At 70.5% G+C, this 13,113-nt stretch carries 10 protein-coding genes; 7 read left to right on the top strand and 3 right to left on the bottom strand.

Annotated elements, in window-relative coordinates:
- The first annotated feature begins 142 nt into the window (after window positions 1-142).
- Entirely contained in the window at window positions 143-940 is a 798-nt protein-coding gene (locus tag M3T53_RS09480; RefSeq protein ID WP_272434283.1) for an AIM24 family protein, read from the top strand.
- 79 nt (window positions 941-1,019) lie between these two features.
- Here M3T53_RS09480 and upp read toward each other — a convergent pair whose 3' ends face one another.
- Window positions 1,020-1,658 (bottom strand): uracil phosphoribosyltransferase, encoded by a 639-nt coding sequence (gene upp, locus M3T53_RS09475; protein WP_272434282.1) that lies wholly within the window; start codon window positions 1,656-1,658, stop codon window positions 1,020-1,022.
- Between the two features lie 79 nt (window positions 1,659-1,737).
- Between upp and tadA the strand changes: the two genes are divergently transcribed.
- The 5 genes from tadA (at window position 1,738) to M3T53_RS09450 (ending at window position 6,497) form a co-directional block, all read left to right on the top strand.
- Window positions 1,738-2,427 (top strand): tRNA adenosine(34) deaminase TadA, encoded by a 690-nt coding sequence (gene tadA, locus M3T53_RS09470; protein WP_272434342.1) that lies wholly within the window; start codon window positions 1,738-1,740, stop codon window positions 2,425-2,427.
- A gap of 198 nt (window positions 2,428-2,625) precedes the next feature.
- Window positions 2,626-3,660, top strand: coding sequence for a siderophore ABC transporter substrate-binding protein (locus M3T53_RS09465; protein ID WP_272434281.1), 1,035 nt, complete (start codon window positions 2,626-2,628; stop codon window positions 3,658-3,660).
- An 11-nt stretch (window positions 3,661-3,671) separates the two neighbouring features.
- Window positions 3,672-4,682, top strand: a complete 1,011-nt coding sequence (locus M3T53_RS09460) for an iron chelate uptake ABC transporter family permease subunit (protein WP_272434280.1) — start codon at window positions 3,672-3,674, stop codon at window positions 4,680-4,682.
- A gap of 1 nt (window position 4,683) precedes the next feature.
- Window positions 4,684-5,745: an iron chelate uptake ABC transporter family permease subunit gene (locus M3T53_RS09455; RefSeq protein ID WP_272434279.1), complete on the top strand. Its 1,062-nt coding sequence runs from the start codon at window positions 4,684-4,686 to the stop codon at window positions 5,743-5,745.
- On the top strand, window positions 5,742-6,497 hold the full coding sequence (locus M3T53_RS09450) for an iron ABC transporter ATP-binding protein (protein WP_272434278.1): 756 nt from the start codon (window positions 5,742-5,744) through the stop codon (window positions 6,495-6,497). The genes M3T53_RS09455 and M3T53_RS09450 overlap by 4 nt, the downstream gene beginning before the upstream one ends.
- 198 nt (window positions 6,498-6,695) lie before the next feature.
- Here the strand turns inward: M3T53_RS09450 and M3T53_RS09445 are convergent, their stop codons facing one another.
- Window positions 6,696-7,484, bottom strand: coding sequence for a hypothetical protein (locus M3T53_RS09445; protein WP_272434277.1), 789 nt, complete (start codon window positions 7,482-7,484; stop codon window positions 6,696-6,698).
- Between the two features lie 101 nt (window positions 7,485-7,585).
- On the bottom strand, window positions 7,586-8,203 hold the full coding sequence (locus M3T53_RS09440; RefSeq protein ID WP_272434276.1) for a TetR/AcrR family transcriptional regulator: 618 nt from the start codon (window positions 8,201-8,203) through the stop codon (window positions 7,586-7,588).
- 207 nt (window positions 8,204-8,410) lie between these two features.
- Here M3T53_RS09440 and M3T53_RS09435 point away from each other — a divergent pair, with 207 nt between their 5' ends.
- Window positions 8,411-13,090 (top strand): acyl-CoA dehydratase activase-related protein, encoded by a 4,680-nt coding sequence (locus tag M3T53_RS09435; protein ID WP_272434275.1) that lies wholly within the window; start codon window positions 8,411-8,413, stop codon window positions 13,088-13,090.
- Window positions 13,091-13,113 lie beyond the last annotated feature (23 nt).

Below are 13,113 nucleotides of genomic sequence, written 5' to 3'. Positions count from 1 at the left end.
GGGGCGCGGCGGCCGTGGCGACCGGCCCCGCCGACCCGGCTCCCATCATCGGCCGGGCCCTGCCCCGGGGGCGCGGCCCGGCCTGGTAGGTTCGGTCACGACAGCGGCCAGGGGAGCCCGCCACGAGGACAAGGAGTTCGCAGTGCCCTTCCAGATCCACAACTTCACGGACAACGACGACATCGACGTCATCGCGAGGAGGGGGAGCTTCTCCGTCGTCGAGTTCACCAAGGACCTGTCGGTCGACTCGGCCTCGGCCCAGCAGGCGTTCTTCGAATCGCAGATGAACGTGCGCCGCCGCCAGCTCCTCATCGAGCTCACCGGCGGCTCGGCCGTCGTCCAGGCCGGAGCGATGCAATGGACCGTCGGCCGGGTCGGCGCCAGTTCCGGGGTGAAGGGCGCCGGCGATTTCGTCGGGAAGATGTTCCGGGGCGCCGTCACCGGCGAGAGCGCCGTCAAGCCCGAGTACACGGGCACGGGCCTCGTCGTCCTCGAGCCGACGACCCGCCATCTGCTCCTCGTCGACCTGGCCGAGTGGGGAGGGGGCCTGGTCGTCGAGGACGGGATGTTCCTCGCGTGCGAGGGCGGGGTCCAGCAGAAGGTCATCGCCCGCTCGAACCTGTCGTCGGCGATCGGCGGCGGCGAGGGCCTGTTCAACCTCGGTCTCTTCGGCGCGGGCGTCGTCGCCCTGGAGAGCGCCGTCCCGGCGCAGGAGCTCGTGTACGTCGACTTGACCGACGACGAGCTCAAGATCGACGGGCCGCTGGCCGTCATGTGGTCGCCGGGCCTGCAGTTCACCGTGGAGCGATCGACGCGCAGCATCATCGGCTCGATGACGAGCGGCGAGGGACTCGTCAACGTCTACCGGGGCACCGGCCGTGTCGCCCTCTCGCCGGTGGGGCCGACGAGCGCGCTGGTCTCGGCCGTGACGACCGCCTGATCGGGGACGACCCGATGATTCGGGGGAGGGCCGCCGGAAAAGTTCCGGCGGCCCTCCCCCGAATGGGTCGACGGGGAGCTCAGTCGACGATGCCGTAGAGGCGGTCGCCCGCGTCCCCCAGGCCGGGGACGATGTACGACTTCTCGTTGAGGCGCTCGTCGACGGCGGCGACGACGACGGTGACGTCGGCCCGGTCGCCGACGGCCCCCTCCAGGGTGGCGACGCCCTCGGGGGCGGCGAGCAGGCACACGCAGGTGACGTCCTTCGCGCCGCGCTCGAAGAGGTAGTCGGTGGCGGCGACCATGGTGTGCCCGGTGGCGAGCATGGGGTCGAGGACGAAGCACTGGCGGCCGGACAGGTCGTCGGGCAGGCGGTTCGCGTAGGTCTCGATCTCGAGGGTGTCGTCGTCGCGGCGCATCCCCAGGAAGCCGACTTCGGCGGTCGGCAGCAGGCGGGTCATGCCCTCGAGCATGCCCAGGCCGGCGCGCAGGACGGGGACGACGAGGGGGCGCGGCTCGGACAGCTGGACGCCGACGGTCTGGGCGACGGGCGTGTCGATCCGCTTGTCGGTGACGGAAACGTGGCGGGTCGCCTCGTAGGCGAGGAGGGTGACGAGCTCGTCGACGAGCTGGCGGAAGGTCGCCGAGGGCGTCGTGCGGTCGCGCAGGACGGTCAGCTTGTGGGCGATGAGCGGGTGGTCGGCGATGTGAAGGCGCATGGGTCAAGGCTACCGCGTGGGGCCGGCGCGGCGGCCCCGACGGGGCCGGGGTCCGATTACACTTCGTCACGTGCCCCCCATGGACCGTTATCGCGAGGCGATGAGTCGCGCCCTCTTCTTGGCCAATCGCGCCCGGGAGTCCGGTGATGTGCCCGTCGGAGCGGTCGTCATCGACTCCCTGGGGAGGATCGTCGGCAAGGGGTGGAACGTGCGCGAGGCCGATCATGATCCGGCCGGGCACGCGGAGATCGTCGCGCTGCGCGAGGCGGGGCGGACTCTCAAGCGGTGGAATCTCGTCGGTTGCACCCTGGTCGTCACCCTGGAGCCGTGCACGATGTGCGCGGGGGCGGCCATCGCGGCGCGCGTCGACCGGGTGGTCTTCGGCGCGTGGGATCCGAAGGCCGGGGCCGCGGGCTCTTTGCGCGATGTCCTCCATGATTCGCGCCTCAATCACCGGGTGGAGGTCGTCGGCGGGGTCCTCGGGCAGGAGGCCACCGTCCAGCTCACCGCGTTCTTCGAGTCGCGCCGGGAATCGGCGTCCGAGGCGACGGGGCGCGCGGCTCTGGCGAGCGCCCCGGTCGACGAGCCGCGCTTCGAGGTCGTGTCGCGGTGGGCGGACGATCCGTCGCACGGCGGGCAGCCCGTCGAGGAAACGACTGGCCTCCAGGACGAGGCGGATCCGTCGGGAGTCCTCCCCTCGCCAACCGCGGACACCGCGGTACCCGCCCGCGTCGTCGCCGGGATCCCCGTGCGCAGGCGCCGCTCGTAGGCTCGATCGGCCCGAAGGCAGACCTCGTGATAGGAGCAACGAGGGCTGTGTGTGACGTCAATCGCTCATTCGCGTCTCCTGCTTGTTCGATTTTGCAGGGTTCTGTATGTTCATATTCGCTTAGGTAAGCCTAGGCTCTTAATCTGAACCGGTGTCGAGCCGATCGCGCCCCCGACGCCGACCGACCGAAGGAATACGATGAACGGCAGAACCGCGTCGCTCCTGGCGGCCCCCGCCGCCCTGGCCCTCCTCCTCGCCGGCTGCTCCGGCGCAGGCGACGCCGCAGCCCCCTCCGCCGCCCAGAGCAGCGCCGAGGCCATCGCCCAGTCCTCCGCCTCGAACGCTGCCCCGGCCTCGGCCACCATCGAGTCCAACCTCGGTACCGTCGAGATCGCCCTGCCCGTCCAACGCGCCGCCTCCCTCGACAACCGGACCTTCGAGGTCCTCGCCTCCTGGGGCGTCCCGCTCGTCGCCGCCCCCCAGAACCTCATCCCCAAGACGATCACCGCCTACTCCGGCGAGGACGTCGCCAACATCGGCACCCACCGCGAGCCCAACCTCGAGGCCCTCGTCGCCGCCGAGCCCGACCTCATCATCTCCGGCCAGCGCTTCACCCAGCACAACGAGGCCATCGCCTCCCTGACCGACGCGCCCCTCATCGACCTCGAACCCCGCGAGGGCGAGCCCCTCGACGCCGAGCTCATCCGCCAAGTCGAGGCCCTCGGGACGATCTTCGGCAAGGAGAAGGAGGCCGCCGCACTCGTCGACGACTTCACCACCGCCCTCGACCGCGCCAAGAAGGCCTACGACGGCTCCTCCACCGTCATGGCCGTCAACGTCTCCGGCGGCGAGATCGGCTACGTCGCGCCGTCCGTCGGACGCACGTGGGGCCCGCTCTTCGACCTCCTCGGCCTCACCCCCGCCCTCGAGGTCCCCGCCGGCACCGACTCCCACACCGGCGACGACATCTCCGTCGAAGCGATCGCCGAGTCCAACCCCGCGTGGATCCTCGTCCTCGACCGCGACGGCGCCATCAAGGCCGAGGAAGCCGGCTACACCCCCGCCGCCGACGTCATCGCCGCCAACGCCGCCCTGTCCGGCGTGTCCGCCGTCGCCGACCAGCACGTGATCGTCGCCCCCGCCGACACCTACACCAACGAATCGATCATCACCTACACGGAGATCCTCAACTCCCTCGCCGACGCCTTCGAAGCCGCCGGCGCCCAGCGCTGAGACCCCTTCCGATGACGTCGTCACCGACGCGGGTGCGCCCGGAGCCGCGCGCGAGCGGCCCCGGGCGCACCCGCGCCCGCCTCCTGACCCCCGGCCTGGCCGTCGCCTCCCTCGTCGTCGTCGCGCTCCTCCTCGTCAGCCTGGCAACCGGCGAGTACTCGATCCTCACCGGCGACGCCGGGCGCGAACTGTTCCTCGGCGTGCGCGTCCCGCGAACCATCGCCCTCATCCTGTCGGGCGCCGCCATGTCGATGTCCGGGATCATCATGCAGCTCGTCACCCAGAACAGATTCGCCGAGCCGACGACCACCGGGACCACCGAATGGGCGGGCCTGGGCCTCCTGACGGTCATGGCCATCGCCCCCGGCGCCTCCGTCCACACCCGCATGGTCGGCGCCGTCGTCGCCGCCTTCGTCGGGACCATGCTCTTCTTCCTCCTCCTGAGCCGCCTCTCCCTGCGCTCCTCCCTCCTCGTCCCCATCGTCGGCATGATGCTCGGATCCGTCGTCTCGGCGATCTCCACCTTCGTCGCCCTGGAGACGAACATGCTCCAATCCCTGGGGATCTGGTTCCAGGGGTCCTTCACCTCCGTGTACACCGGCCAGTACGAGATCCTGTGGATCGTCGCCGGAGTCGTCGTCGCCGTCGTCCTCCTCGCCGACCGGCTGACCGCCGTCGGCCTGGGCGAGGACATCGCCACCAGCCTCGGCCTCAACTACCGGCTCACCGTCCTGGCCGCCACCGGCCTCGTCGCCATCGCCACCGGCGTCGTCGCCGTCGTCGTCGGCTCCCTGCCGTTCCTCGGCCTCGTCGTCCCCAACATCGTCTCTATGCTCCGAGGCGACGACCTGCGCTCGAACCTGCCATGGGTCGGCGTCTGCGGGATCGGCCTGGTCACCGCCTGCGACCTCATCGCCCGCACCGCGATCTCCCCCTTCGAGATCCCCGTCGCCGTCGTCCTGGGAGTCCTCGGGGCCGCCGTCTTCCTCGGCCTCGTCCTCCTGCGCACGAGGAGGGGCTGACATGACCGCCCTCGCCCCCTGCGCGGCGCCCCCCGCCCGCGCCGACCGGCCCGAGCCCCGGCCCCCCTCGTCCGGCGCCTTCCCGACCCGCGCCGCCTCGCGACGGTGGTGGCTGATCTTCTCGGCCGTCGCCCTCGTCGGCCTCGTCATGTGCGTCGGCCTGCTCGTCTGGAACAACCCGATGGAGCCCGGCACCCGCGGATTCTGGCTCATCGCCAAGCGCCGCGCCATCGCGGTCGTCGCCATCGGCGTCGTCGCCGTCAGCCAGTCCATGGCGACCGTCGCCTTCCAGACGGTCGCGGCCAACCGGATCATCACCCCGTCGATCCTCGGGTTCGAGTCCCTCTACCGGGCGATCCACACCTCCACCGTCTTCTTCTTCGGCGTCTCCGGCCTGACCGCCGCCCGTACCATCGAGACCTTCCTCGTCACCCTCGTCCTCATGGTCGCCATGTGCCTCGTCCTGTACACGTGGCTCCTGACCAGTCGCAGCGCCTCCCTTCACGCGATGCTCCTCATCGGCGTCGTCCTGGGGACCGGCCTGGGATCCGTGTCCTCCCTCATGCAGCGGCTCCTGACCCCCAGCGAGTTCGACGTCCTCACCGCCCGGCTCTTCGGGTCGGTGGCCAACGCCGACGCCGAGTACTACCCCGTCGCCGTCCCCCTCGTCCTCGCGTGCGCGACGGGGCTCGCCCTGATGACCCGTCGTCTCGACGTCCTCGCCCTGGGCCGGGACGCCGCGATCGGCCTGGGCGTCGACCACCGGCGCACGAGCGTCGTCGTCCTCGTCCTCGTGTCGATCCTCATGGCGACGTCGACGGCGCTCGTCGGCCCCATGACGTTCCTCGGGTTCCTCGTCGCCACCCTCGCCCACCAGTTCTCCGCGACTTACGACCACCGGAGGATCTTCGCGATGTCCGTCGCCCTGGCGGTCGCCGTCCTCGCGGGCGCCTACTTCATCATGAACCACGTCTTCGACGCCCAGGGCGTCGTCTCCATCATCATCGAACTCGTCGGCGGCCTGACCTTCATCGCCGTCGTCCTCACGAAGGGCCGCCTGTGATCCGCCTCCGCGACGCCGCCAAGAACTACTCCGAGACCGTGCGGATCGGCCCCGTCGCCCTCGACATCCCGCGCGGCGGCATCACCGCCCTCGTCGGCCCCAACGGCGCCGGCAAGTCGACGCTCCTGACGATGATCGGGCGCCTCCTGGGCATCGACGAGGGGGTCATCGAGGTCGCCGGCATGGACGTCGCCCGGACGAAGTCCGCCGACCTGGCCAGGGTCGTGTCGATCCTGCGGCAGGAGAACCACTACGTCTCGCGGCTGACCGTCCGCCAGCTCGTCGGATTCGGACGATTCCCCCACACGCGCGGGCGCCTGAACGCCGACGACGAGGCCGTCATCTCCCGGTGCATCGACTTCCTGGGGATGACCGGCCTGCAGGACCGCTATCTCGACGAGCTCTCCGGCGGGCAGCGCCAGCGCGCCTACGTCGCCATGGTCCTGTGCCAGGAGACCGACTACGTGCTCCTCGACGAGCCGCTCAACAACCTCGACATCGCCCGATCCGTCGACATGATGCGCCACCTGGCGCGCGCCGCCGTCGAATTCGACCGGACGATCGTCGTCGTCCTCCACGACATCAATTTCGCCGCCCGCTACGCCGACCGGATCTGCGCGATGAAGGACGGGCGCGTCGTCCACGTCGGCACCCCGGACGAGATCATGCGAGACGACGTCCTCACCGACATCTTCGAGACCCGCGTGCGCGTCATCGACGGCCCCGACGGCCCCGTCGCCTGCTACTGCTAGGGCTGCGACCCCGAACGCCCACCACCAATGACATTGCCCAAATCTGGGCCCAGGTGCGCCCCCGAACGCCGTCGGGCGTGCAGAAGCATCGGCGACTGCGCATCCGCATGAGGCCCCGGCGCGGCGGCCCGAGGCGGCGCGGGCTCTTGCGGGAGTGCGGCCGGCGCCGGATCGGGGCCGCCGCGAGGATCCGGGGGACTACTGGCCCGCAGGCGGTGCGGCCGGCGCCAAGCTCGGATTCTCCTCGTCCCTGTAATGGCCGGGGTCGGGCGGGATGGTGATGACGATGGTCGGCCCGGCCTCGTCCTGATCGAGGACGGTGCTCCACTGGGCGAAGGGACCGACCGCGTGGCGGAAGACCGTCTGAACGAGGCCGAGCGTGATCTGCTCGACGAGCGATTCGGGGCACTGGCCGCCGCGCAGGGGGGAGGCGAGGAGGCGCAGGGCCTTGGGGGAGTCGCTCACGCGGACCGCCCCGAATCCGAGCATCCTGAGGAACCCGCGGACCTCCTTGAGGTGGAGGGGGAGGTCGAATCCGTCGGGGAGCTCGTCGAGTTCGGACAGGTCGGTCAGGCGCAGGGAGGCCATCGCCCTCAGGGCCCACTGCTCGCCGATGGCGTAGGCGCAGGCCTCGGCGTCGTCGGGGTGGGCGTCGCGCAGCCAGGCGAAGAGGGCGCTGGACAGGTGGTGGATCGTGTAGACGGGGAAGAGGGGGTCGGAGGGGAGGGTCGTCGTGTAGCCGACGGCGGGGCGGCCCCGCCCGCGGGGGGCGAGGGGCTGGGCGATGACGACGCGGGAGTCGAGGAGTCCGTCGAGGGTCTCGCGGATCGACGAGGTGTGCAGGCTGAGCTCGCGGGCGAGGGTGGAGACGGTCACGGGTTCGTGGTGCGATCCGATCTGACGGAAGAGGGACTGCTGTGCGGGGGTCAGTCTTCCAAGGGCGGTGAACATGTCGACGAGGTCGAGGGTCGCGGGGGTGGTGTTCATCATCATCCTTCGAAGAGGAACCGGTCGGGTGCCCAGGATTATTGCAGGTGTGCGTTCCTTTCGAGTCCCGTTGGGGCGGCGATGTGCCGCGAGTCGGCGGTTCATGGGCGGTGGGCGTGGGCGAAGATCCGATCGATGCGCTCTTGGAGAATCGGCGCGACCTGGGAGATGAGGCGCTTGCGGGGCATGGAGGCGAGGGGTTCGAGGCGCACGAGGTAGCGCATGACGGCGATGCCGTACATCATCGCCATGGCGGCCTCGATCTGCTCGGCGAAGTCGCGGTCGGCTCCGATGAACGCCTGGACGGGCCCGAGGACGTCGGAGCGGATGTAGTGGCGGAAGCGTTGCGACGTTTGAGCGTCGGTGACGAGGGCGCGCATGAGGGCCTGGAGGGTGTCGGAGGTCATGTGGTGCTCGTACAGGTCGAAGCCGTAGTTCAGGAGGCGTTCGGCGGCGCCGTCGGGGCCGGGGGCGAGGAGGGAGAGGATGATCTGGGCGGGATCGTCGGGCAGGTCCATGCAGGCGCGGAAGAGCTTCTGCTTGGATCCGAAGTAGTAGGTGACGAGGGCGGAGTCGCAGTCGGCGCGTCTGGCGATGGCGCGGATGGTCGCGCCGTCGTACCCGGAGTCGATGAACTCGGCGCGCGCGCATTGGCGGATGCGCTCGCGGATGCGGCCGCGCGCGTCGGCGGGCCCGCGTCGGCCGCCCGAGGTTTTCATGATGGGGGCGTCGCGTTTATCCCCCGGGGCGATTTCCACGCGCTCGGGGTTCCGGGCGGTTCCCAAGGGGGCGTGCGTCGGCGGATTGCGTTGGGATGGCGGGGATGATTCGGGGGCGTCGGTCATCATCCCATCCTAATTTCATCATCCTGGAAATTCTGGTCGTCGGCCCCTAGCGTCCCCAGTGGACCCCATCGAGGAGCAGCCATGGACACCACCCGGGCACCCGACGCCAACCTCCAGGCCCCCGCCGCGCGGGGACGCGCCCGGACCGCTCCCGTGCGCCTGGGCATCGACGTCGGCTCGACCACCGTCAAAGCCGTCCTCCTGGACTCCAACCGGCTCCTCTTCTCCGACTACCGGCGCCACAACGCCGACGTGCGCGCCGAACTCGGCAGGCTCCTCGAGGACATCGAGGACGCCCACCCCGGTCTCGTCGTCCACGCCGCCATCACCGGGTCCGGGGGCCTGACCACCGCCCGCGCCATGGGCATCCCCTTCGTCCAAGAAGTCATCGCCGGCACCGAGGCCACCCGACGACTCCACCCCGACGTCGACGTCGTCATCGAGCTGGGCGGCGAGGACGCCAAACTCACCTACCTCCACCCCACACCCGAGCAGCGCATGAATGGCACCTGCGCGGGAGGCACCGGCGCCTTCATCGACCAGATGGCGACCCTCCTGCACACCGACGCCTCCGGCCTCGACGACCTCGCCTCCCGGCACACTCAGCTCTACCCCATCGCCTCGCGCTGCGGCGTCTTCGCCAAATCCGACATCCAGCCCCTCATCAACCAGGGGGCGGCGCACGAGGACCTCGCCGCCTCGATCTTCACCGCCGTCGCCACCCAGACCATCGCCGGACTCGCCTGCGGGCGGCCCATCCGCGGCACCGTCATGTTCCTCGGCGGCCCCCTCCACTTCCTCCCCCGCCTGCGCGAGGCCTATCAGGAGCTCCTGCCCAAGGCCGACGCCTTCGTCGCCCCCGACAACGCCCAGCTCTACGTCGCCATCGGCGCAGCCCTCCTCGCGGGCTCCGGCGCGAACGGCGACGCGGCCCCGCGCCCCCTGTCCGACCTCGTCGACTCCCTCGTCCAGGCGTCCATCGCCGCCGAATCCCCGCGGATGCGCCCCCTGTTCGCCGACGACTCCGAGAAGGAGGAGTTCACCCGGCGCCACGGGCGAGAGACCATCCCCCGGGCGGGCCTGAGCGACGCCCACGGCCGCTGCTGGCTCGGCATCGACGCCGGCTCCACCACCATCAAGGCCGTCGTCATCGACCAGTCCGATCGCATCGTCTTCACCCACTACGCCTCCAACGAGGGCGACCCCGTCGCCGCCGCCGTCGACATCGTCCGCCGCGTGCGCACCGAACTGCCCGCCGACGCCGTCATCGGCCGATCCTGCGCCACCGGGTACGGCGAGGGCCTCGTCACCGCCGCCCTGACCCTCGACGAGGGCGAGATCGAGACGATGGCCCACTACCGGGCCGCCGAAGCCATCCAGCCGGGCGTCACCTCCGTCATCGACATCGGCGGCCAGGACATGAAGTACCTGCGGATCAAGGACGGGGCCGTCGACTCCATCAGCGTCAACGAGGCCTGCTCGTCGGGCTGCGGCTCCTTCCTCCAGACCTTCGCCGAGACCATGGGCACCGACGTCCGCTCCTTCGCCCGGGCCGCGATGGAGTCCACCAGCCCCGTCGACCTGGGCACCCGGTGCACCGTCTTCATGAACTCCTCCGTCAAGCAGGCCCAGAAGGAGGGCGCCGACGTCCGCGACATCTCCGCTGGACTGTCCTACTCCGTCGTGCGCAACGCCCTCTACAAGGTCATCAAGCTCAAGGACCCCTCCGATCTCGGCGAGCGCGTCGTCGTCCAAGGAGGAACCTTCCTCAACGACTCCGTGCTGCGCGCCTTCGAACTGCTCACCGGGCGCCACGTCGTGCGCCCCGACATCGCCGGCCTCATGGGCGCCTACGGGGCCGCCCTGACCGCCCGCCTCCACGACGCCGGCGAGGGCGAGTCCAGCCTCGCCCGCCTCGACGCCCTCGACGACTTCCACGTCGATACGACCCGCAAGACCTGCCGCCTGTGCCAGAACCACTGCCAGATGACGATCTCGACCTTCTCCAACGGGGAGCGCCACGTCTCCGGCAACCGCTGCGAGCGCGGCGCCTCCCTGGAGAAGGTCCCCAAGAAGTCCGACCTGCCCAACCTCTACGACTGGAAGTACAAGAGGATCTTCGGCTACCGGCGCCTCACCGAGGCCAAGGCCCACCGCGGCGACATCGGCATCCCCCGAGTCCTGGGCATGTACGAGAACTACCCGTTCTGGTTCACCATGCTCACCGAGCTCGGCTTCCGCGTGATGATCTCCGGCCGATCCACCCACCAGCTCTTCGAGTCCGGCATGGAATCGATCCCCTCGGAGAACGTCTGCTACCCCGCCAAGCTCGTCCACGGGCACATCGAGTCCCTCCTCGACAAGGGGGTGACGACGATCTTCTACCCGTGCGTCACCTACGAGCAGAAGAGCGCCGGGGCCGACAACCACTTCAACTGCCCGGTCGTCGCCACCTACCCCGAGGTCATCCGCACCAACATGGAGCGCCTCAACGACCCCGCGGTGACGTTCATCAGCCCCTTCGTCAACCTCGGCAACCGCGACTACCTGCCCGCCCACCTCGTCCGCTCCTTCGCCGAGCACGGCTACGACATCCCCCTGGAGGAGATGAGCCGCGCCCTCGACGCCGCATGGGAGGAGGACGCCGCCGTCAAGCAGGAGATCCGCGACAAAGGCGCCGAATCCCTCGCCTGGATGCGCGAGCACGGGGTGCGCGGCATCGTCCTGGCGGGGCGTCCCTACCACCTCGACCCCGAGATCAACCACGGCATCCCCGAGGTCGTCGTCGGCCTGGGCATGGCGGTCCTCACCGAAGACTCCATCGCCGACGGGAGGCTCGAACGCCCCCTGCGGGTGCGCGACCAGTGGTCCTATCATTCGCGCCTGTACGAGGCGGCCGCCCGCGTCGGCGACGAGCCGGACCTCGAAATGGTCCAGCTCAACTCCTTCGGCTGCGGGGTCGACGCGATCACCGCCGACCAGGTCCAGGAGATCCTCGAGGGCCGCGGCGACGTCCACACCGTCTTGAAGATCGACGAGGTCTCCAACCTCGGGGCGGCGAAGATCCGCCTGCGCTCCCTCGACGCCGCCGTCGCCGAGCGCGCCGCCCAGTCGGCCCGCATCGACGCCGCGCGGGCGGAGGACTCCGCCGCCTCGCCCGCGCCCGCCGCTCCGGGGCGGTCCCCGGCCGGGGGGAGGGGCGCGTCCGATGCGCCCGTCCTCGCCTCGTCCGTCGTCGACGCGGGCCCCGGGCGGGTCGACCCGGCCCTGGCCGCCGCCGCCCAGGAGGAGGCGGCCGCCCGCGCCGGGCACATCGTCCCGCGCGCCGTCTTCACCCGCCAGATGCGCGAGGACGGGTACGAGATCCTCGCCCCCCAGATGGCGCCGATCCAATTCCGCCTGATCGTGCCGGTCCTGCGCCGGGCCGGGTTCAACGTGCGCCTACTGGAGCACACGAACCGCGACACCATGGAGACCGGCCTCAAGTACGTCAACAACGACTCGTGCTATCCGGCGATCGTCGTCATCGGGCAGCTCATCGACGAGTTCGTCGCCGGGCGCGCCGACCCGGACAGGACCGCGGTGGCGATCACCCAGACCGGCGGCATGTGTCGGGCGACGAACTACGCGTCGCTGCTGCGCAAGGGGCTGCGTGACGCCGGCTACCCGCAGGTGCCCGTCATCGCCGTGTCCGTCCAGGGCCTCGAGGACAACCCGGGCTTCGAGATGACCCTCCCGATGCTCCACAAGGCGATTCAGGCGATCGTCGTGGGGGACGCGATCCAGTCGATGCTCCTGCGGGTGCGGCCCTACGAGGCGGTGCCCGGGTCGGCGATGGCGCTGTACGAGCGGTGGAACGCGATCTGCACCGAGTGGTTCGAGACGGGGCGCTCGCGGGCCTACGGGTCGCGCCTGTCGTACTCGCGGCTGATCTCGCGCTGCGTCGCCGAGTTCGACGCCCTGAAGCTGCGCGACATCCCGCGTAAGCCGCGCGTCGGCCTCGTCGGGGAGATCCTCGTCAAGTTCCACCCCGATGCGAACAATCACGCGGTCGACGTCATCGAGGCGGAGGGGTGCGAGGCGGAGCTGCCGGGCCTCATGCAGTTCTTCCACAACTCGGCGGCGACGTCGAAGTGGGATCGGGAGAATCTCGGCATCGACGGGCGGGGAGCGCGGATGCTCCCGGCGGCGCTGTGGGCGATGGAGCAGTACGAGCGGCCCGTGCGCCGGGCGTTCGCGCGCACCGGCGGCAAGTTCGAGCCGCATCGGGGGATCATGGAGATGGCGGCCCGCTCCCAGGACATCGCGCGCCTGGGGAATCAGGCGGGCGAGGGCTGGTACCTGACGGCCGAGATGGTCGACATGATTGAGCACGGGTGCCCGAACATCATCTGCGCTCAGCCCTTCGCGTGCCTGCCGAATCACATCATCGGCAAGGGGATGTTCCGGGCGCTGCGGACCCGATACCCGCAGGCGAACATCGTCGCGGTGGATTACGACCCGGGGGCGTCGGAGGTCAATCAGCTCAACCGGATCAAGCTGATGCTCTCGACGGCGCTCGAGGCGCATGCGGGTCGCGGCGAGGATCCGGAGGTCCTCGAGCTCGTCGGCCTGGATCTCGACGATGAGGCGGGGCCGTCGGGCGGCGCGGGCGGGTGCTCGGGGTGCGCCGGCGGGTCCGTCGAGGCGGGCGGCCGCGGGGTCGTGGGCCTGGGGATGCCGTCGTTGCCGCCGCGCCGGGGGGCGGCCTTCCGCCGGTAGGGCGGATGGTCGCCCGGGTGGGC

The organism is Actinomyces sp. B33 (genome assembly GCF_028437565.1).
Classification (GTDB): domain Bacteria; phylum Actinomycetota; class Actinomycetes; order Actinomycetales; family Actinomycetaceae; genus Pauljensenia.
This window is presented reverse-complemented; position numbering and strand designations above follow the sequence as displayed.

Bases quoted from the DNA above. Each gene is read 5' to 3' on its own strand.
- M3T53_RS09455 (WP_272434279.1), top strand. From the start codon at position 4,684: ATGACCGCCCTCGCCCCCTGCGCGGCGCCCCCCGCCCGCGCCGACCGG.
- M3T53_RS09435 (WP_272434275.1), top strand. From the start codon at position 8,411: ATGGACACCACCCGGGCACCCGACGCCAACCTCCAGGCCCCCGCCGCG.
- tadA (WP_272434342.1), top strand. From the start codon at position 1,738: ATGGACCGTTATCGCGAGGCGATGAGTCGCGCCCTCTTCTTGGCCAAT.
- upp (WP_272434282.1), bottom strand. From the start codon at position 1,658: ATGCGCCTTCACATCGCCGACCACCCGCTCATCGCCCACAAGCTGACC.
- M3T53_RS09440 (WP_272434276.1), bottom strand. From the start codon at position 8,203: ATGAAAACCTCGGGCGGCCGACGCGGGCCCGCCGACGCGCGCGGCCGC.
- M3T53_RS09460 (WP_272434280.1), top strand. From the start codon at position 3,672: ATGACGTCGTCACCGACGCGGGTGCGCCCGGAGCCGCGCGCGAGCGGC.
- M3T53_RS09445 (WP_272434277.1), bottom strand. From the start codon at position 7,484: ATGAACACCACCCCCGCGACCCTCGACCTCGTCGACATGTTCACCGCC.
- M3T53_RS09465 (WP_272434281.1), top strand. From the start codon at position 2,626: ATGAACGGCAGAACCGCGTCGCTCCTGGCGGCCCCCGCCGCCCTGGCC.